The sequence below is a fragment of the Actinorectispora metalli genome, assembly GCF_056323685.1.
In genome coordinates, this window is the sequence record NZ_JBREYE010000001.1 from 2,728,999 (window position 1) to 2,748,085 (window position 19,087).

Below are 19,087 nucleotides of genomic sequence, written 5' to 3' on the forward strand. Positions count from 1 at the left end.
CCTCGGCGGCGACGGCAATGCACCGCCGCCAGAGTTCACCTGATCGACCGGTTCAGGGCCGGTACCGCCGTGGATCGGTGGCGAGCATCGTGGTGGACACGTTCTCCTGGTTGAAGCCCTTGAAGCCGCCTCGGCGGGCCAGGTTCTCCAGGTGCGAGCCGACCGCGCCGTCGGCGGCGAAGTGGGCAGCGGTCTCGGCGTCGATGGCGCCGTCGGCGACCAGCGCCGCCAGCCGCTCCGGGGGCACCGGCCAGCGTTCGGCCTCGGTGAAGGCCTGCCGCAGGTGCGGGAAGTCGGAGAACGGTGCCATGTGCTCGACGCCCACCCCGGCCAGGTGCTCGCGCAGCAGGTCGAAGTCGAACTGCCCCTCCAGGTGGTGCATGCCCGCGGCCAGCACCGACTCGCCATGCAGGGCGCACCACAGGCCCACCGTGCCCAGCCTGCCCGACGGCGGCAGCGGCTCGGCGGCGAAGTCGATCTCCAGCTCGTCCGGTTCCAGATCGACATCGGCGAAGATCACGCCGCCGTTCTCCGGATGCTCCAGCACCTGCGCGCCCCAGCCCGCCTGCGCGCCTGCGTAGAACCGCTCCCTCGGCTGGAAACCCAGCGTCAGCCACAGCCTGATCAACGGCTGGAACGCCGCCCTGCTGCTGCGGAAGGTGTGGTGGTCGTTGTTGCCCCAGCCCAGGCCAAGCGCGTCCTGTCGCTGGTGCTGGAGCCGCGCGGCCGAGTTCCGGCGCTGCCAGTACTGCCGCTCGATCTCCAACACGAAGCTGCCCGCGAGCCCGGCGCCCGCCAACTCCACCATCCGCGCGGCGATCCCGATCTGCGCCTCGACACCCTCGGCGCCGGTCAGCTCGCGTGGCCGCCGCTCCCACAGCCGCCAGGCCTCCAGCGCGGGTTCCGTCGCGGTGGGCTGGATACCGGCGGACCACAGCCGACGCTCCACGGCGTCCACGATGACCGGCCCCGCGAACGGTGAGCGGCAGCGGCGCAGTCCGGACAGCGCCGAGCCGTCCACCGAACCGCCATGCACCGCCGCGAAGTCCTCGACGCTGTCCACCCGAAGGGCGACCCGCCACTCGGGAGCGGGCACGATCGCGGGCAGTTGTGCCCGCGGATGCCGCCACACGCCAGGCGCGCTCCGCCAGCCCGGCTCGTACCCGACGGCGCCCAGCTTCTTGATCGGCACCGGTGCCGCGAGGTGGTCCAACCAGTCCTGCAGCCGGGTCGAGGTCTCCGCGCGCAGTCGGTCGGCAAGCTCCGCCAACGGCGGACTGAGCCCCAGCAGCCGATCCACCAGCCCGTCGACCAGGCCCTCCGCCTGCTCGTGCAGACCCCACTGGAAGTTCATCGACCCTCCTCAACGGACGTGACGAAGCTCACCGGCGGTCGGGGCCGCTCATCGACCTGGAGGCTGAACACGTCCGGGCGGGAGTAGTGCCCGACCGCGTCGAACTCGTACTTGGCCTCGACCAGCTCATCGAAGTCCAGTTCCGCGTGCAGGATCGTCTCGCCCTCGGTGTCCGGTCCGGCGAGGATCTCGCCGTAGGGCGAGACGATCACCGAATTGCCCCGCATCAGCACCTCCCGGCCCGCCAACGGCGAGTCGATCGGATAGTCGCCGGGAAAGGCGTCGGCACGGATGAACTGGTTGGCCGACAACACGAAGCAGCGGCCCTCGCGGGCGATGTGCCGCATGCTCGCCACCCAGGCGTCCTCATCGTCGGCGGTGGGCGCGCAGTAGATCTGCACGCCCTTGCCGTACATGGCCATCCGCATCAGGGGCATGTAGTTCTCCCAGCAGAGGACCGTGCCGATCCGCCCGATCGGGGTGTCGAACACCGGCAGCGTCGACCCGTCGCCCTGGCCCCAGACCAGCCGCTCGGCCACGGTGGGCATCAGCTTGCGGTGCTTGCCGAGCAGCGCCCCGTCCGGCGCGAAGGTCAGCACGGTGCAGTACAGCGTGGAGCCCGCGCGTTCGATCACACCGATCACCAGGTACAGCCCGAAATCCCGCGCCAGCCCGCCCAACCGCTGGGTCACGGGCCCCGGCACCTCGATCGCGGCGTTGAAGTACCGCCGAAACCAGGCCTTGCCCTCGGCGGTCCGCCCCCCGACCACCGCCCCGAACCGCGACCCCAGCGGGTAACAGGTCACGAACGCCTCGGGGAACAACACCAGCTTGGCGCCGTTGCCCGCGGCCCGCGCGGTCAGCTCCGCGACACGATCCACAGTGGACTCGACCTGGAACGGCACCGGCGCCGCCTGCACGACGGCGACCCGGACCGGAGTGTGTTGGCTCACAACGCCTAGCTTGCTGCGCGTCCGCCCCCACAGGCAACGGCTTACCGTCTAGTACGCGGACCAAACCGCAGGCGCCTGCCCGAGCGGGTGCGATCCCGCCAGGGCAAGCGCTGCTGTTACTTCGCTTCGCTGAGGAGTTCGCCCATGCGGCCGACGCCGGTGGCGAGGTCCTCGTCGCCAAGGGCGTAGGAGAGGCGGAAGTAGCCGGGGGTGCCGAAGGCCTCGCCGGGGACCACCGCGACCTCCGCGTGCTCCAGGACCAGGGCCGCCAGTTCGACGCTGGTCTGCGGGCGGACGCCGCGCAGCTCCTTGCCGAGCAGGTCACGCACCGCGGGGTAGACGTAGAAGGCGCCCTGCGGGGTCGGGCAGGTCACGCCCGGGATCTCCGAGAGCAGCTTCACGATCGTCTGACGCCTGCGGTCGAAGGCCTTGCGCATCTCGTCGACGGCGTCCAGCGGCCCGGAAACCGCGGCCAGCGCGGCGCGCTGCGCCACGTTGCAGACGTTGGAGCTCAGGTGCGACTGGAGGTTGGTGGCCGCCTTGATCACATCGGTTGGCCCGACCATCCAGCCCACCCGCCAGCCGGTCATGGCGTAGGTCTTGGCGACGCCGTTGAGCACGACGCAGGTGTCGGCCAGCTCGGGCACGGCCACCGGCAGCGAGGTCTGCCGCACGCCGTCGTAGGTCAGGTGCTCGTAGATCTCGTCGGTGATGACCCAGATGCCGTGCTCGACCGCCCAGCGGCCGATGGCCTCGATCTGCTCGCGGGAGTACACCGCGCCGGTCGGGTTGGACGGCGAGCAGAACAGCAGCACCTTGGTGCGGGCGGTGCGGGCGGCCTCCAGCTGCTCGACGCTGACCAGGTAGCCGGTGGTCTCATCCGCGGTCACCTGCACCGGAACGCCACCCGCCAGGGTGATGGCCTCGGGGTAGGTGGTCCAGAACGGGGCGGGCAGCAGCACCTCGTCGCCCGGGTCCACCAGGGTGGCGAAGGCCTGGTAGACGGCCTGCTTGCCACCGTTGGTGATGAGCACGTTGGCGGGCTTCACCTCGTAGGAGGAGTCCCGGAGGGTCTTGGCGGCGATCGCCTCCCGCAGTTCGGGCAGGCCCGCGGCCGGGGTGTAGCGGTGGTTGCGCGACTCCGAGCAGGCCGCGACGGCGGCCTCGACGATATGCGCGGGCGTCGGGAAGTCGGGCTCGCCCGCGCCGAAGCCGATCACCGGGCGACCTGCCGCCTTCAGCGCCTTGGCCTTGGCATCCACCGCGAGCGTTGCGGATTCGCTGATGCCGCCGATCCGTGCCGAGATGCGGGCGTTGGCGGGGCTGCTGACGACGGGTGATGACTCTGCAACGGCCATGGGTCACATGTTTGCAGAGCGGCCGCTACCGTCAACACCTGGCCCGAAAGGATGCCCGACAGGTGATCGTTTCGGGTGCCCCCGTTCGTGCGGACGTGCGCACGGGCTATGCAATTGGAGTCTGAGCGGCCCGGTGCCGTACACTCGCGGCCTGGGATGCCCGATCATCTGGTCCCGCTTGCTTGAGCGGGTGGTTGAATGGCGTCCGCATCGCAGGTCCGCTCCGAGGTCGGGACGGTCACGCGAAGGGGTGTAGCTCAATTGGCAGAGCAGCGGTCTCCAAAACCGCAGGTTGCAGGTTCAAGTCCTGTCACCCCTGCATCAAGCGACGGAGTTGTTGGTTGAGCGGAGGATGGCGTGAGCGACAACCGCGATCACGAGCGGTCGGGTGACGAGACGGCTCGTCCCGTCACCGCTGCCGCGCGGCGTGAGCGCCGTGGGTCCACCAGGCCCGCCGCCGCGGGCAGTGCCCCGGCGACCAAGAAGAGCAAGCCGACTCCGACGCGGGATCGCAAGGAGGGCAAGGGCTCGCCGTTCCGGCGGCTGGGCCGGTTCCTCCGCGAGGTGGTCGCCGAGCTGCGCAAGGTCATCTGGCCGACGCGCAAGCAGCTGGTGACCTACACGATGGTGGTGCTGGTCTTCGTTGTGTTCATGGTGGCGCTGGTGTCGGTTCTGGACCTCGCCTTCGCCAAGGGCGTGCTCTGGCTGTTCGGCGACAACAACTAGCCGAACGGACCGGGCGAGCCCGGCACGCGACGCACTACAGGAAGCGAGACGCAAGAAGTGACCTCCCAGGAAGGCGGTCAGGACGTGAACCGGCCGACCGAGGACGAGTTGGCCGCCGCGGCAGGCGAGAACGACTCGTTGCACCTCGAGTCGGACGCCGGTGACTCGGACGCGCCTGAGACCGCCGACGACACGCTGGGGGATGACGAGGAATCGGCCGATTCCGACGGTTCGGCCGAGCCGGACTCCGCCGACGAGGACGACGAGCCGGACCCGGTCGCCGAGCTGCGCGAGGCACTGCGCAACGCCCCTGGCGACTGGTACGTGGTGCACTCCTACGCCGGTTACGAGAACAAGGTCAAGGCGAACCTGGAGACCCGTACCCAGACGCTGGACGTCGAGGACTACATCTTCCAGATCGAGGTGCCCACCGAGGAGGTCACCGAGATCAAGAACGGCCAGCGCAAGCAGGTGCAGCGCAAGGTGCTGCCCGGCTACATCCTGGTCCGGATGGAGCTCAACGACGCCTCCTGGAGCGCGGTGCGCAACACGCCCGGCGTGACCGGTTTCGTCGGTGCCACCTCCAAGCCATCGCCGCTGTCGCTTGACGACGTGCTGAAGTTCCTCGCTCCGCAGGTGGAGAAGGAAGCCAAGCCCGCGGCGGGCAAGAAGGCCGCCGCCACGGTCACCAAGCCGACGGTCGAGGTCGACTACGAGGTCGGCGAGTCGGTCACCGTCATGGACGGCCCGTTCGCCACGCTGCCCGCCACGATCAACGAGGTCAACGCGGACGCGCAGAAGCTCAAGGTCCTGGTGTCCATCTTCGGCCGGGAGACCCCGGTGGAGCTGTCGTTCAGCCAGGTGTCCAAAATCTAACCGGTGGCCCGGCACCTGCCGGGCGTCCGGAGGAGCCGCGCCCCGGCGCGGCTCGGCAGTGGGAGGACCGCCGTCGTCGCACGGCGCGCGGCCCGAACAAACACCACATCGAGGAAGTACGAGATGCCACCCAAGAAGAAGAAGCTGGCAGCGATCATCAAGCTGCAGATCACCGCGGGCCAGGCCAACCCGGCCCCGCCGGTGGGCCCGGCGCTGGGTCAGCACGGCGTCAACATCATGGAGTTCTGCAAGGCCTACAACGCCGCGACCGAGTCGCAGCGCGGCAACGTGGTGCCGGTCGAGATCTCCGTGTACGAGGACCGGTCGTTCGACTTCAAGCTCAAGACCCCGCCCGCCGCGAAGCTGCTGCTCAAGGTCGCCGGTGTGGACAAGGGCAGCGGCGAGCCGCACCGCCTCAAGGTCGCCAAGGTGACCTGGGACCAGGTGCGCGAGATCGCCGAGACCAAGAAGGCCGACCTCAACGCCAACGACATCGACCAGGCCGCCAAGATCATCGCGGGCACCGCCCGCTCGATGGGCATCACGGTCGAGTAATCCGCCTCCGCGGTGTCCACGTGGGAGAGCTGAGCGCAGCTCGACACCACGACTGATCCAGTCTTGTAGAGGACAGAACCATGAAGCGCAGCAAGGCCTACAACAAGGCCGCCGAGCAGATCGACAAGAGCAAGCTGTACTCGCCGCTCGAGGCGGTCAAGCTCGCCAAGGAGACCAGCGGCAACAAGATGGACCCGACCGTCGAGGTCGCCATGCGCCTGGGTGTCGACCCGCGCAAGGCCGACCAGATGGTGCGTGGCACGGTCAGCCTGCCGCACGGCACCGGCAAGACCGTCCGCGTCATCGTGTTCGCCACCGGTGACAAGGCCGCCGAGGCCGAGGCCGCCGGTGCCGACGCGGTTGGCTCGGACGAGCTCATCCAGCGCATCCAGGGCGGCTGGCTGGAGTTCGACGCCGCCATCGCCACCCCGGACCAGATGGCCAAGGTCGGCCGGATCGCCAGGGTCCTCGGCCCGCGTGGTCTGATGCCGAACCCGAAGACCGGCACCGTGACCCCGGATGTCACCAAGGCCGTCACCGAGATCAAGGGCGGAAAGATCAACTTCCGCGTCGACAAGCAGGCCAACCTGCACCTGATCATCGGCAAGGCGTCCTTCGACACCGAGAAGCTGGTGGAGAACTACGCGGCGGCGCTGGACGAGATCCTGCGCGCCAAGCCGTCCGCGGCGAAGGGCCGGTACGTCAAGAAGGTCACCTTCACGACCACCATGGGCCCCGGCATCCCGGTGGACCCGAACCGGACCCGCAACCTCCTCGCCGACGAGGCCGCGACGGTCTGATCAAGCACGAGCGACACAGGGGCGGTCCCAGCGGGGCCGCCCCTTTCGCATGGGTGTCACCCGGTGACGCAGTCCGGGGCCTCGTTCTCGTGGCCGGAGATGATCCAACCGCCGGGCTGTTTGCGCAGGGTGAAGGCGCCGAGGCGTTGGCCTCCGGTCACGGTCATGGCGCAGGAGCGCACCTCGGCCGCATCGCCCGCGACGACCACGGCCTCCTCTGAGAACTTCGGGTTGGCGTAGCCGCCGGGGTCGGTGACCTTGCCCTTGAGGCCGGTCACCGCCTGCTCGCAGTCGGCAGCGCCCTGGTCGGCCGCGAACTTCGTGGCGGCGTCGGAGGTGAACAACACGCAGGCCAGCTTGGCGTTCCCGGCGCCGGTGTACTGGTAGACCGCGCGCACCGTGTCCTTCGGGGATTGGGGAAGCACCCGGTTGGCCTCGTTGGGTCCGCCGGGGATCGGCTTGCCGTCCGGTCCGAGCACGCGGCCCTCGGAGTCGACCTCCGGGGTGTCCTCGCCGAAGTAGTAGCTGACCGCGGCGTAGGCCAGCACGAGCACCAGCAGCAGCCACAGCAGCTTGCGCACGAACCTGTTGCGCAGCACCCGCTTCCACAGCGGACGCCGCGGCTTGGTGGCGGTGGCGCCGGTCTCGGCACCGCCCTCCCGCTGTGCCTGGAACCGTTGGAACTCCTGGAACTCCTGGAACTGGCGAAGCAGCTCCGGGTCGTAATCGGGCCCGCCCGGCTGCCGACTCTGCTGAGGCACGCCCCACATCATGCCGTACCGCCCGACCCGATTTGGGAGGCCGGGCGGGGCTCGCGTATCGTTGACGAGGTTCTACCGAAGACCGCTGGTCTCCTCACCCCCTCCGGGTGCGGGACGAAGGCTCCACGAGTACGTGGGCGGCCCGCGCAGGAAGGACGAGGCAGCTCATCATCTGCTCGTGCGTGTGAAACGCGAGAGCGGTGCTCTAGGTCCGCCCCGTTGCGCCCTGCGCCGGGGCGTTTTTCGTTTCTCCCCTTCACCAGCGGCATATGACGTGAAGAGAGGAGGCGACATGGCGAGGCCCGACAAGGTCGATGCGGTCGATGAGATCACGGAGCGCTTCCGTGGCAGCACCGCCGTTATCGCGACCGAATACCGTGGCCTGACCATGACGCAGCTGACCCAGCTGCGTCGTGCCCTCGGTAGCGGCACCACCTACCGTGTCGCGAAGAACACGCTGGTCAAGCGGGCCGCCGCGGATGCTTCCGTGGTCGGCATCGACGACCTGCTCTCCGGTCCCACCGCGATCGCCTTCATCCAGGGCGAGCCGGTCGAGGCGGCCAAGGCGCTGCGCAACTTCGCCAAGGACAACAAGGCCTTGGTGATCAAGGGCGGCTACATGGACGGCGTGCCGCTGTCCGAGTCCGAGGTCACCAAGATCGCCGACCTGGAGTCCCGCGAGGTCCTGCTGGCCAAGCTGGCAGGCGCCATGATGGGCAACCTGGCCAAGGCCGCGGGCCTGTTCCAGGCGCCCGCCTCGCAGGTCGCGCGCCTGGCGGCCGCCCTGCAGGAGAAGAAGGCCGCCGAGGGCGGCGAGAGTGCTCCCGCCGAGAGCGCCGAATAACACCCCAGACACCCGCGTTCGCCCGCGTGGCGGAACGGAACCAGTAAGAAAGGAACGCCACCATGGCGAAGCTGTCCACTGACGAGCTGCTCGACGCTTTCAAGGAGATGACCCTCCTGGAGCTGTCCGGTTTCGTGAAGCAGTTCGAGGAGACCTTCGAGGTCACCGCCGCCGCTCCGGTCGCCGTCGCGGCCGCAGGCCCGGCCGGTCCCGCCGCCGAGGCCCCGGAGGAGAAGGACGAGTTCGACGTCGTCCTGGAGTCCGCCGGGGACAAGAAGATCCAGGTCATCAAGGTGGTCCGTGAGGTCGTCTCCGGCCTGGGCCTGAAGGAGGCCAAGGAGCTGGTCGAGGCCGCTCCCAAGGCCGTCTTGGAGAAGGTCGCCAAGGACGCCGCCGAGGCCGCCAAGGAGAAGCTCGAGGCCGCGGGCGCCAAGATCAGCCTGAAGTGAGCCCACGCCCGGCCTGACCGGGCGGGCAAGCGCCAAGGGGTCGTGAGTGCTGCGTTGCGTTCAACGCAACTGCGCACTCACGACCCCTTTCGCATCCCCGGGGGACGGAAGGCCGAGATTCCACCGTGACGTGACTCAGCGTCACCCGATCGGGTTTAAGCAGGGGTTACGGGGCGGTTCCGGGCAGGAACTCGCTCCGTTGTCATTTAGGCGTAGGAATCACTGCTACCGACTGGTAACATCCTGCGCGACTGTGTGGCAGAACACTTCGCTCACATGTCACAGTGGTGTCGAACAGCGGAAGGCAATAGCCCTTCCGGGCGAGGAGAAATCCACTCGACAACGAGGTCGGGACGGTGAGTAACGCAGGCTAATGGGACTCGTTGCATTCGTGAGGCCCCGGCGTTGCGGCACCGTTCAAGAGTCGAAATCCCAGAACAGGCTCTTTCCTAATGCAGGAGAGCCGGTCGGCAGTGAAAGGCAGGAGGCTCCATGGGCGTCGAGGTGGTCGTCGAGGGCCTGTCCAAGTCCTTCGGAAAGCAGACCATCTGGCGTGACGTGACCCTCACGTTGCCGCCGGGGGAGATCTCCGTGCTGCTGGGGCCCTCGGGTACCGGCAAGTCGGTGTTCCTGAAGTCGCTCGTCGGGCTGCTCAAGCCCGAGGAGGGCCGGGTCATCATCGACGGCACCGACATCGTGAGCTGCTCTGAGCACAAGCTGTACGAGATCCGCAAGCTGTTCGGCGTGCTGTTCCAGGACGGCGCCCTGTTCGGCTCGATGGACCTGTTCGACAACATCGCCTTCCCGCTGCGTGAGCACACCCGCAAGGGCGAGGCGGAGATCCGGCGCATCGTGCTGGAGAAGATGGAGATGGTCGGCCTCATCGGGGCGGAGAAGAAGCTGCCCGGTGAGATCTCCGGCGGTATGCGCAAGCGCGCCGGTCTGGCCCGCGCGCTGGTGCTGGACCCCGAGATCATCCTGTTCGACGAGCCCGACTCCGGTCTGGACCCGGTGCGCACGGCGTATCTGAACCAGCTGATCGTGGACCTCAACGCCCAGATCGACGCCACCTTCCTGATCGTCACGCACGACATCGGCACCGCGCGGTCGATCCCGGACAACATCGGCATGCTGTTCCGCCGCGAACTGGTCATGTTCGGCCCCCGCGAGATGCTGCTGACCTCCACCGAGCCGGTGGTGGAGCAGTTCCTCAACGGCCGCCGTCAGGGCCCGATCGGCATGAGCGAGGAGAAGGACGCGACCCAGTTGGCCGCCGAGATGGCCGAACTGGACAACAACCGGGTCGGCGTGCCGCATATCGTGCCGCAGCTTCCGGTCACCCCCGGCCTGCCGGACCGGATGGCGGCGCACCGCCGCCGGGACCGCGTCATGCAGAGCCTGCACACCCTGCCCGCGCCCGCCCAGGACGAGATCATCAAGAGCCTGACGCCGGAGGAGCGCGCCCACTACGGCATCTACGCCGGTGCCTTCGCGGGCACCACCACCGTGCATCCCAACGAGGCAACACAGCAGTTCACAGCCCCCGCGGCGACCCAGCGGCCGAGCCCCCGGCCGCGTAGTCTGAACTCAGACGAGGTCGCCGACCGGCCAGAGTCCCACTGGCACGGCACGGGGCCGCTGGACAATCTCGGTGGTGGTCGATGACCGCGACCAAAGCGGCGACATTTCCCGGTGCGGGAGCTCTCCGGGAAAGCGGGAAGATGTTCGCCCTGGGACTGGATGTCACCAAGGCGATCTTCAAGCCCCCGTTCCAGTGGCGGGAGTTCATTCAGCAGTGCTGGTTCATCGCCAGCGTCGCGATCCTGCCCACGATTCTGGTCGCCATCCCGTTCGGCGCGGTCATCGCACTCCAGCTGGGGTCGCTGACCAAGCAGATCGGGGCCCAGTCCTTCACCGGCGCCGCCAGCGTGCTCGCGGTCATCCAGCAGGCATCGCCGCTGGTCACCGCGCTGCTCATCGCGGGAGCGGGCGGCTCGGCGATCTGCGCGGACCTCGGCTCGCGCAAGATCCGCGACGAGATCGACGCCATGGAGGTGCTGGGCGTCTCGCCGGTGCAGCGCCTGGTGGTGCCGAGGGTGCTCGCCGCGATGTTCATCGGCCTGCTGCTCAACGGCGTGGTGAGCGTCGTCGGCGTGTCGGGCGGCTACTTCTTCAACGTGATCATGCAGGACGGCACCCCCGGTGCCTACATGGCCAGCTTCGCCGCGCTCGCCCAACTTCCGGACCTGTGGGTCGGCGAGATCAAGGCGGTCATCTTCGGGTTCATCGCGGGCATCATCGCGGCGCACCGAGGACTGAACCCTGCGCCCGGTCCCAAGGGCGTCGGCGACGCGGTCAACCAGACCGTGGTCATCACCTTCCTGCTGCTGTTCTTCGTGAACTTCGTTGTCACGACGATCTACCTGCAGATCATTCCGCCGAAGGGGATGTAAGGCGTGGCCACGATTTCCGACACCGCCAAGCAGGTCGTGACCCGGCCGCTGAAGGCCTTGGACGCCCTCGGTGACCAGGCCTCCTTCTACCTGCGCGCACTGGCCTGGGTGCCGAGGGCGATCCACCGCTACTCCAAGGAGATCTTCCGCCTGCTGGCCGAGGTCAGCTTCGGCAGCGGCGCGTTGGCCGTCATCGGCGGCACCATCGGCGTGATGATCGGCCTGACGCTGTTCACCGGCACCGTGGTCGGTTTGCAGGGTTTCCAGGCCCTGAACCAGATCGGCACCTCCGCCTTCGCGGGCTTCGTCTCCGCCTACTTCAACACCAGGGAGATCGCGCCGCTGGTGGCGGGCCTCGCGCTCTCGGCGACGGTCGGCTCCGGCTTCACCGCCCAGCTTGGCGCGATGCGGATCTCCGAGGAGATCGACGCGCTGGAGGTCATGGGCGTGCCCAGCCTGCCGTTCCTGGTGACGACCCGGATCATCGCGGGCTTCATCGCGATCATCCCGCTGTACGTGATCGGCCTGCTCAGCTCCTATCTCGCGGCGAGAACGATCACCGTGGAGTTCTACGGGCAGTCGGCGGGCACCTACGACCACTACTTCAACCTGTTCCTACCGCCGGAGGACGTCATCTGGTCCTTCGGCAAGGTGCTGGTCTTCTCGGTCGTGGTGATCCTGACGCACTGCTACTTCGGCTACCGCGCCACCGGCGGACCCGCGGGCGTCGGCGTTGCGGTCGGCAAGGCCGTGCGCACCGCGATTGTCACCACCGCGGTGCTCAACATCGCGCTGAGCCTGGCCATCTGGGGCAGCACGACGACGGTGAGGGTCGCCGGATGAGCGCACACCAGACCCTGTCCACCGTGCGGCGCCGCACCCTCGGCATCGCGTTGATCGTGGTCGTCGCGTTGTTCTTCTGGCTGACCTTCGAGGCGTACCAGAAGAGCTTCACCAAGGTCGTGTCGGTCACGCTGCACACCGACCGCGCGGGCAACCAGATGTCCACCACCTCGGACGTGAAGATCCGCGGCATGATCGTGGGCGGCGTCCGCAAGATCAGCACCACCGGCGACGGCGTGGACATCGAACTCGCCCTCCAGCCGGAGGCGGCCAAGATGATCCCGGCCAATGTCAGCGCGCGGCTGCTGCCCAAGACGCTGTTCGGCGAGCGCTACGTCGACCTGGTGGTGCCCAAGAACCCCTCCGGTGTGCGGCTGGCCGCGGGCGACAGCATTCGGCAGGACCGCTCCTTCGAGGCCATCGAGCTCGAGAAGGTGCTGGACAACCTGATGCCGCTGCTGCAGGCGGTGGAGCCGCAGAAGCTGGCGATGACGCTGAACTCGGTGGCCACCGCGCTGGACGGACAAGGCGCGGAACTCGGCGACTCGATGGTGCTGCTTGACCGCTACGTCAAGGCGCTCAACACCGCCGTGCCGGACCTCAAGGCCGATATCAGCGGGTTCGCCGACCTCACCGGCCACTACGACAAGATCGCGCCGGACCTGCTCAAGGCGCTCACGGACCTCACCGTGACCAGCAAGACCATCGTCGAGCAGCGGGCTCCGCTGCTGGACGTCTACGGCAGCATGTCCACCACCTCCACCGACCTGACCCGGTTCCTGGAGGCCAACGGGGACAACCTGATCGGCGTGCTGGACACGACCCGGCCGACCTTCGAGATCCTCGCCAAGTACTCCCCGCAGTACCCCTGCATGTTCCAGGACATGGCGGGCATCATCCCCAAGCTGGACCGCTTCTACGGCAAGGGCACCGACAAGCCGGGCATGCACGTGTTCCTGCGCATCGGGCCCAACCGCGGCAAGTACGTCGCGCCGCAGGACCTGCCGGAGTACGCCGACAAGCGCGGACCGCGCTGCTACAACGGCAAGCAGTACAGCCCGGACAACCCGTTCCCGCAGACCCCGCCCAACGGCGGTCCGATCCAGGACGGGTCGACCCCGGTCGGCGGCGGCCCGCTGGCCCGCTCCGCCCCGGCACTCCAGGTGCCCGGCGCCCTGGTGGCGCCCGCCTCGGTGTCCGGGCAGAGCACCCCCTACATCGCCAACTCACCGATGGAGCAGGAGTTGATCGCGGCCTTGCTCGCCGAATCGATGGGCGTCCCGGTCGACCAGGTGCCGACGTGGAGCACGCTGCTGGTCGGACCGCTGCTGCGTGGTGCGGAGGTGAGCTTCCAATGAAGAGCATCGCACCACCGCTGATCAAGCTGATCGCGTTCATCGTGGTCACCGTGACGGCCACCGTGCTGCTCGCGCTGACCATCGCGAACAGCACCATCGGCACGGCCAACCAGTACAGCGCGCGCTTCACCGACGTGACCTCCCTGAACGTGGGTGACGACGTGCGGATCGCAGGTGTGAAGGTCGGCCAGATCGACAAGATCGAGGTCGTCGACCGGCGCTTCGCCAGGATCACCTTCGAGGTGGAGTCCCAACGCAAGCTGCCCGCGTCGACCACGGCCACGCTGAAGTACCGCAACCTGGTCGGGCAGCGCTACCTGGCGCTGGAGGCGGGCACCGGCACCCCGTCGGGCACGCTCGCCGACGGCGAGGAGATCCCGCTGGACCGCACCAAGCCCGCGCTGGACATGACGGTGCTGCTCAACGGCTTCAAGCCGCTGTTCCAGGCGCTCTCGCCCGCGGACGTGAACAAGCTGTCCTTCGAGATCATCCAGGTGCTCCAGGGCGAGGGTGGCACCATCGAAAGCCTGCTGTCCCACACGGCCTCGCTGACCAGCACGATCGCCGATAAGGACAAGGTCATCGGCGAGGTGATCGGCAACCTGAACACGGTGCTGGACACCATCAACTCCCGATCCGACCAGTTCAACTCCCTGATCGCCTCGGTGCAGCAGTTGGTGTCGGGACTGTCCCAGGACCGCGAGCCCATCGGCGAGGCGATCGTCGCGCTGGACAGCCTGGCGGGCACCACGGCGAGCCTGCTCGCCGAGGGCAGGCCCGACATCCAGAAGAACGTGATCGCGCTCAACGCGCTGACCAAGAACCTGGTGGACGGCGAGCAGATCGCCGAGCAGGCCATCCAGAATCTGCCCGGCAAGCTGACCGCGCTGACCCGCACCGCGAGTTACGGCTCCTGGCTGAACATGTACCTGTGCTCGGCGGGCGGCGAGATCAAGGCCAGCCCGATCGTGAACACCCCGGTGGCCCTGCCGCTGGTGCCGGTGACGCAGCCGAGGTGTAAGCCGTGACCCAATTCCGCGAGCGCAACCCCATCACGATCGGCGCGATCTGCCTGACGCTCGGCGCGCTGTTGTTCCTCGCCGCGTTCTACGTGGAGGACCTGCCGATCATCGGCGGCGGCACCACCTACGAGGCGGAGTTCACCGAGGCGGGCGGCATCAAGCCCAACGACGAGGTCCGGGTGGCGGGCGTCAAGGTCGGCACCGTGCGCACCGTCGAACTCGACGGCGACCATGTGGACATCTCCTTCCGGGTGGCCGACGTCTGGCTCGGTGACCGCACCAGCGCGGCGATCCGGATCAAGACGCTGCTTGGCCAGAAGTACCTGGCGCTGGACCCGGTGGGGGACAGCGAACTGGACCCCTCCACCACCATCCCCCGGCAGCGCACGCTGGCGCCGTTCGACGTGACCGACGCCTTCAACGGCCTGGCCGAGACGGTGGAGCAGGTCGACACCGAGCAGCTGGCCAAGAGCTTCCAGGTGATGTCGGAGACCTTCAAGAACACCCCCGACGACCTGAAGAACACGCTGTCCGGGCTGTCGGCGCTGTCCAAGTCGATCGCCTCCCGCGATGACGAACTGGCCAAGCTGTTCGCGGGCACCAACGAGGTGTCCAAGACGCTCGCCGACCGGGACAAGCAGTTCGAGAAGCTGCTCAATGACGGAAACCTCCTGCTGACGGAGATCTCCAAGCGCAAGCAGGCGATCAGCTCGCTGCTGCAAGGCACCCAGCAGCTGTCGGTCCAGCTGCGTGGGCTGATCAAGGACAACCAGGAGCAGATCGCACCCGCGCTGGCCCAGCTGGACAGGGTCGGCGCGATGTTGCTGCGCAACCAGGACTCGCTGTCCCGCGCCCTGCAGGCGGTCGCGCCGTTCGCGCGGATCGTGGGCAACCCGCTGGGCAGCGGCCGCTGGTTCGACATCTACATGTGCGGCCTGCTCCCGCCGTCGATCGGGCCGATCAACCCGGAGGGCTGCCGTCCATGACCCCCACTGGCAACCGTGTTGAGCTCGTCCGCCTCGTCGCGGTCGGAGCGGTGGTGGCGCTGCTGGCCGCCGCGGTGCTCTGGTGGGTCTTCGACCGCCCATCCGGCAAGCACGTCACCGCCTACTTCTCCCAGGCCGTCGGCCTCTACCCCGGTTCGGACGTGCGGGTGCTCGGCGTGGCCGTCGGCGTCATCGACAAGGTCGAGCCCGCGGGCGACTCGGTCAAGGTGGAGATGACCGTCGACAGCGACATCGACGTGCCCGCGCAGGCCAAGGCCGTGGTGTTCGCGCCGAGCGTGGTCGCCGACCGCTACGTCCAGCTCACCCCCGCCTACACCGGCGGCGACAAGCTGGCCTCCGGCACGGTGATCCCCCGCGAGCGCACCGCCACCCCGGTCGAGTTGGACCGGCTGGCGGAGAGCCTCAACAAGCTCACCACCGACCTCGGCCCCAACGGGGTGAACAAGGACGGCGCGCTCTCCGCGTTCCTGGACACCTTGGCGGCCAACAGCAAGGGCAACGGCCAGGCGGTGGCCGACACGATCCGCAATCTCTCCGGCGCCACCAAGACGCTGGCGGGGTCGAAGGAGGACGTGTTCGGCACGGTGGACAACCTGAACAAGTTCACCACCACCCTGGCCGACAACGACGCCCAGATCCGCCGGTTCAGCCAGCAGTCCGCCGAGGTGACGAAGTTCCTGGCGAGCGAGCGCGAGGAACTGGGCGCCGCGCTGAAGGAGCTGGCGGTCGCGCTGGTCGAGGTGGAGAAGTTCGTCCGGGAGAACCGGGCCTCGCTGTCGTCCAACGTGGACAAGCTCGCCGACATCAGCACCCTGCTGGTGAACCAGCGGTCCGCGCTGGCCGAGTTCCTCGACGTCGCCCCGCTCGCGCTGGGCAACCTCGGCAACTCCTACAACGCGGGCAACGCGGCCATCGACGCCCGCGCGAACCTCAACGAGCTGACCAACCCGCCGATCCTGCTGCTGTGCAACCTGGTCAAGCAGACCAGCCCGCAGATACCGCCGCAGCTCAGCAGCGCCTGCCAGTCGCTGTCCGGCGTGATCGACGGCTCCCTGAAGCTGCCGACGGTGGCCCAGACGCTGGAGGCGATCCAGAACGGCACCGCTCCGCCGCTGCCGCTGCCGCTGGCGGCGGTGCTCGGCAACTCGAAGCCGGTGACCCAGGGAGGTGCCAAGTGAGGGCACGCGGATCCCTGATCGTCGCGGCGTTGGCCGCGGTGCTGTCGGTGTTCACGACAAGCTGCGGAAGCGGCGGGTTCGGCGGCGTCTACGAGCTGGACCTGCCGGGCGGCGCCGACGTCGGCGAGAGCCCGTACCGGGTCAAGGTGCAGTTCGCCGACGCCCTGGACCTGGTCCCGCAGGCGGGCGTGAAGGTCAACGACGTGCCGGTGGGCCGGGTCGAGCGCATCGAACTGGCCGAGGACGGTTGGACAGCGCTGGTCACCTTGGTGGTCAACGACGATGTCCGGCTGCCTGCCAACGCGGGCGCCCGGCTGCGGCAGTCGGCGCTGCTTGGTGAGAAGTTCGTCGAGCTTGGCGACCCGGCGGCCGGTCAGCCGCACGGCACGCTGGAAGATGGCGCGTTCATCCCGCTGGCCGCCACCAACCGCAGCCCCGAGGTGGAAGAGGTGCTCGGCGCGCTGTCGCTGGTGCTCAACGGCGGCGGCATCGCGCAGCTTCAGACCATCACCAAGGAGCTCAACAACGCCCTGTCCGGCAACGAGGCCGAGATCCGCTCGCTGCTCACCAACGTGGACAAGCTGGCGGGCCAGCTTGACGGGCACCGCGGCGAGATCGTCCGCGCCATCGACGGCCTGAACAAGCTGTCCGCCACCCTCGCGGGGGAGAAGGACAAGATCGGCGGCGTGATCGAGAACCTCGGCCCCGGTCTGCAGGTGCTCGCTGACCAGCAGAACCAGCTGACCTCGATGCTCCAGTCGCTGGACAGGCTCTCCGGCGTGACCGTCAATGTGGTCAACAAGAGCCGCGACGACCTGCTGGCCGACGTGAAGGCGCTGGCTCCCGCGGTGCAAAAGCTGGCCGAAGCGGGCAGCGCGCTGCCCCGCTCGCTGCAGGTGCTGCTGACATTCCCGTTTACAGACGAGGCGCTCAAGGGCATCAAGGGCGACTACATGAACGCCTACCTGACGCTGGACCTCGACCTCGGCTTCCTGATCAAATCGCTGCCCGCGGCGCTGCCCGGACTGCTGCCCGGCCAGATCCAGCTTCCCGGCGGAGTGCCGCCGCTGCCGCTGCCGCTGCCCGGCGCCGAGAACGGCGGGCTGCTCCCGCTGCCCGGCCTTGGCAAGCCGAACACCTCGACACCGCGCACGACGGAACCGCGTAAACCGGGCGGCATCCTGCCTCCGCTGTTCGGAGGTGGCCGCTGATGCTGTCCAAGACGATCCGCTTCCAGCTCATCGCGTTCATGCTGATCGCGCTGGTGGGCGTGGCCTACACCGGTGCCAAGTACGCGGGCCTCGACCGGCTGGTCGGCTCCCGCGGCTATCTGGTCACCATGCAGGTGCCCGACACCGGCGGGGTATTCGCCAACGCCGAGGTCACCTACCGCGGTGTCGCCATCGGCCGCGTCGGCGACGTGAAGCTGACCGACTCCGGCGTGGACATCGTCCTGGACATCGAGGAGGGCACCCCGCGGGTCCCCGCCGACGCCAGGGCCGTGGTCACCAACCGCTCGGCGGTGGGTGAGCAGTACGTCGACCTGATCCCGGCCAAGGACCAGGGCCCGTTCCTGGAGAACGGTTCGGTGATCCCGAAGGAGCGGACCGCGACCCCGCTGTCCGTGCACGAGTTCCTCACCAACCTCAACGCGTTGACCGCGTCGGTGCCGGTGGAGTCGCTGCGCACCGTGGTGGACGAGCTGGGCACCGCGTTCAACGGCACCGGCCCCGACCTGCGGACGCTGCTGCAGAACACCAACTCCTTCACCGAGGACGCGGTGGCGCACCTGCCGCAGACGCTGGAGCTGATCAAGAACTCCCGCACCGTGATCGAGACGCAGAACGACCAGTCCAGCGCGCTGAAGTCGTTCTCGTCGGATCTGAAGCTGCTGGCGGAGCAGTTCAAGAACTCCGACCCCGACATCCGCAAGCTGATCGCCGCCACCCCGCCCGCCGCGGAGCAGCTTTCCGGCTTCCTCCGCGACTCCGGCCAGGACACCGGCGTGGTGCTGGCGAACCTGCACACGGTCGGCAACCTGACGGTCACCAGGACCGCGGGCCTCGAGCACACGCTGGTGCTCTACCCGGCGCTGGTCGCGGGCGCGTACTCGATCATGCGCCCGGACGGGTCGGCGCAGTTCGGGCTGGCGCTCAACCAGTTCAACCCGCCGCCGTGCACCCAGGGCTATGAGAGCACCAACCGGCGGCCCGGCAATGCCACCGCGCCCACCCCCGCCAACACCAAGGCCTACTGCGCGGAGCCGACCGGCAGCAACATCCTGGTCCGCGGCGCCCAGAACGCGCCGTTCGGCGGGGTGCCCAAAGTCGGCACCGGTGGCGGCGGCACCTCCGGGAAGCCCTCGGACCAAGACCAGACGCCCGCGATGTACCCGGGACTGTTCGGCATGCCGACCCTGCCGCCCGGCCCGATGACGATCGGACAGCTGCTTGGCCTGCGGAACTGACGCACTCCGCCGCGCCGCCGAGGTCGCACCGTGATCGACACAGGGATCACCGCGACCGAGGCGGCGAAACGGCGTGTTTACGC

At 68.4% G+C, this 19,087-nt stretch carries 19 protein-coding genes and 1 tRNA gene; 16 read left to right on the forward strand and 4 right to left on the reverse strand.

Annotated features, from left to right (window positions below; genetic code table 11):
• Window positions 1–52: 52 nt before the first annotated feature.
• The 3 genes from ACU6XJ_RS12885 to ACU6XJ_RS12895 form a co-directional block, all read right to left on the reverse strand.
• The gene (locus ACU6XJ_RS12885; RefSeq protein WP_476310219.1) at window positions 53–1,354 is read right to left on the reverse strand and encodes a hypothetical protein; all 1,302 of its coding nucleotides are present in this window, start codon (window positions 1,352–1,354) and stop codon (window positions 53–55) included.
• Window positions 1,351–2,307, reverse strand: coding sequence for a carbon-nitrogen hydrolase family protein (locus ACU6XJ_RS12890; protein ID WP_476310222.1), 957 nt, complete (start codon window positions 2,305–2,307; stop codon window positions 1,351–1,353). The genes ACU6XJ_RS12885 and ACU6XJ_RS12890 overlap by 4 nt, the downstream gene beginning before the upstream one ends.
• A gap of 116 nt (window positions 2,308–2,423) precedes the next feature.
• Entirely contained in the window at window positions 2,424–3,665 is a 1,242-nt protein-coding gene (locus ACU6XJ_RS12895; RefSeq protein WP_476310224.1) for a pyridoxal phosphate-dependent aminotransferase, read from the reverse strand.
• Between the two features lie 246 nt (window positions 3,666–3,911).
• On the opposite strand from ACU6XJ_RS12895, the gene ACU6XJ_RS12900 reads away from it, so the two are divergent.
• The 5 genes from ACU6XJ_RS12900 (at window position 3,912) to rplA (ending at window position 6,622) form a co-directional block, all read left to right on the forward strand.
• Window positions 3,912–3,984: transfer RNA gene (locus ACU6XJ_RS12900), tRNA-Trp, on the forward strand.
• Between the two features lie 38 nt (window positions 3,985–4,022).
• Window positions 4,023–4,391 (forward strand): preprotein translocase subunit SecE, encoded by a 369-nt coding sequence (secE, locus tag ACU6XJ_RS12905; RefSeq protein WP_476310227.1) that lies wholly within the window; start codon window positions 4,023–4,025, stop codon window positions 4,389–4,391.
• 57 nt (window positions 4,392–4,448) lie between these two features.
• Window positions 4,449–5,267, forward strand: coding sequence for a transcription termination/antitermination protein NusG (gene nusG, locus ACU6XJ_RS12910; protein ID WP_476310229.1), 819 nt, complete (start codon window positions 4,449–4,451; stop codon window positions 5,265–5,267).
• 123 nt (window positions 5,268–5,390) lie between these two features.
• A complete protein-coding gene (gene rplK, locus ACU6XJ_RS12915; RefSeq protein WP_476310232.1) occupies window positions 5,391–5,822 on the forward strand; it encodes a 50S ribosomal protein L11 in 432 nt (143 codons plus the stop codon).
• A gap of 80 nt (window positions 5,823–5,902) precedes the next feature.
• Window positions 5,903–6,622, forward strand: coding sequence for a 50S ribosomal protein L1 (rplA, locus tag ACU6XJ_RS12920; protein WP_476310235.1), 720 nt, complete (start codon window positions 5,903–5,905; stop codon window positions 6,620–6,622).
• Between the two features lie 56 nt (window positions 6,623–6,678).
• On the opposite strand, the gene ACU6XJ_RS12925 is transcribed toward rplA, so the two are convergent.
• Window positions 6,679–7,383 carry a hypothetical protein gene (locus ACU6XJ_RS12925; protein ID WP_476310238.1) on the reverse strand — a complete coding sequence of 235 codons (705 nt, stop codon included), beginning with the start codon at window positions 7,381–7,383 and terminating at the stop codon, window positions 6,679–6,681.
• 292 nt (window positions 7,384–7,675) lie between these two features.
• Between ACU6XJ_RS12925 and rplJ the strand changes: the two genes are divergently transcribed.
• From rplJ to ACU6XJ_RS12980, 11 genes are all read left to right on the forward strand, one after another.
• Window positions 7,676–8,227, forward strand: coding sequence for a 50S ribosomal protein L10 (gene rplJ, locus ACU6XJ_RS12930; RefSeq protein ID WP_476310241.1), 552 nt, complete (start codon window positions 7,676–7,678; stop codon window positions 8,225–8,227).
• 62 nt (window positions 8,228–8,289) lie between these two features.
• Window positions 8,290–8,676 carry a 50S ribosomal protein L7/L12 gene (gene rplL / locus ACU6XJ_RS12935; RefSeq protein WP_476310243.1) on the forward strand — a complete coding sequence of 129 codons (387 nt, stop codon included), beginning with the start codon at window positions 8,290–8,292 and terminating at the stop codon, window positions 8,674–8,676.
• A gap of 492 nt (window positions 8,677–9,168) precedes the next feature.
• On the forward strand, window positions 9,169–10,341 hold the full coding sequence (locus tag ACU6XJ_RS12940) for an ABC transporter ATP-binding protein (protein WP_476310246.1): 1,173 nt from the start codon (window positions 9,169–9,171) through the stop codon (window positions 10,339–10,341).
• The gene (locus ACU6XJ_RS12945) at window positions 10,338–11,129 is read left to right on the forward strand and encodes an MlaE family ABC transporter permease (protein WP_476310248.1); all 792 of its coding nucleotides are present in this window, start codon (window positions 10,338–10,340) and stop codon (window positions 11,127–11,129) included. Before ACU6XJ_RS12940 ends, ACU6XJ_RS12945 begins: the two co-directional genes overlap by 4 nt.
• Window positions 11,130–11,132: 3 nt before the next feature.
• Window positions 11,133–11,972 carry an MlaE family ABC transporter permease gene (locus ACU6XJ_RS12950; RefSeq protein WP_476310250.1) on the forward strand — a complete coding sequence of 280 codons (840 nt, stop codon included), beginning with the start codon at window positions 11,133–11,135 and terminating at the stop codon, window positions 11,970–11,972.
• A complete protein-coding gene (locus ACU6XJ_RS12955; RefSeq protein WP_476310253.1) occupies window positions 11,969–13,330 on the forward strand; it encodes an MCE family protein in 1,362 nt (453 codons plus the stop codon). The genes ACU6XJ_RS12950 and ACU6XJ_RS12955 overlap by 4 nt, the downstream gene beginning before the upstream one ends.
• The gene (locus ACU6XJ_RS12960; RefSeq protein ID WP_476310256.1) at window positions 13,327–14,358 is read left to right on the forward strand and encodes an MCE family protein; all 1,032 of its coding nucleotides are present in this window, start codon (window positions 13,327–13,329) and stop codon (window positions 14,356–14,358) included. Before ACU6XJ_RS12955 ends, ACU6XJ_RS12960 begins: the two co-directional genes overlap by 4 nt.
• Complete coding sequence (locus ACU6XJ_RS12965; protein WP_476310258.1) at window positions 14,355–15,338, forward strand: MCE family protein; 984 nt, start codon at window positions 14,355–14,357, stop codon at window positions 15,336–15,338. The genes ACU6XJ_RS12960 and ACU6XJ_RS12965 overlap by 4 nt, the downstream gene beginning before the upstream one ends.
• A complete protein-coding gene (locus ACU6XJ_RS12970) occupies window positions 15,335–16,537 on the forward strand; it encodes an MCE family protein (RefSeq protein ID WP_476310261.1) in 1,203 nt (400 codons plus the stop codon). The genes ACU6XJ_RS12965 and ACU6XJ_RS12970 overlap by 4 nt, the downstream gene beginning before the upstream one ends.
• Window positions 16,534–17,748: an MCE family protein gene (locus tag ACU6XJ_RS12975; protein WP_476310264.1), complete on the forward strand. Its 1,215-nt coding sequence runs from the start codon at window positions 16,534–16,536 to the stop codon at window positions 17,746–17,748. The genes ACU6XJ_RS12970 and ACU6XJ_RS12975 overlap by 4 nt, the downstream gene beginning before the upstream one ends.
• Window positions 17,748–19,004 (forward strand): MCE family protein, encoded by a 1,257-nt coding sequence (locus ACU6XJ_RS12980; RefSeq protein WP_476310266.1) that lies wholly within the window; start codon window positions 17,748–17,750, stop codon window positions 19,002–19,004. The genes ACU6XJ_RS12975 and ACU6XJ_RS12980 overlap by 1 nt, the downstream gene beginning before the upstream one ends.
• The last annotated feature ends 83 nt before the right edge of the window (window positions 19,005–19,087 follow it).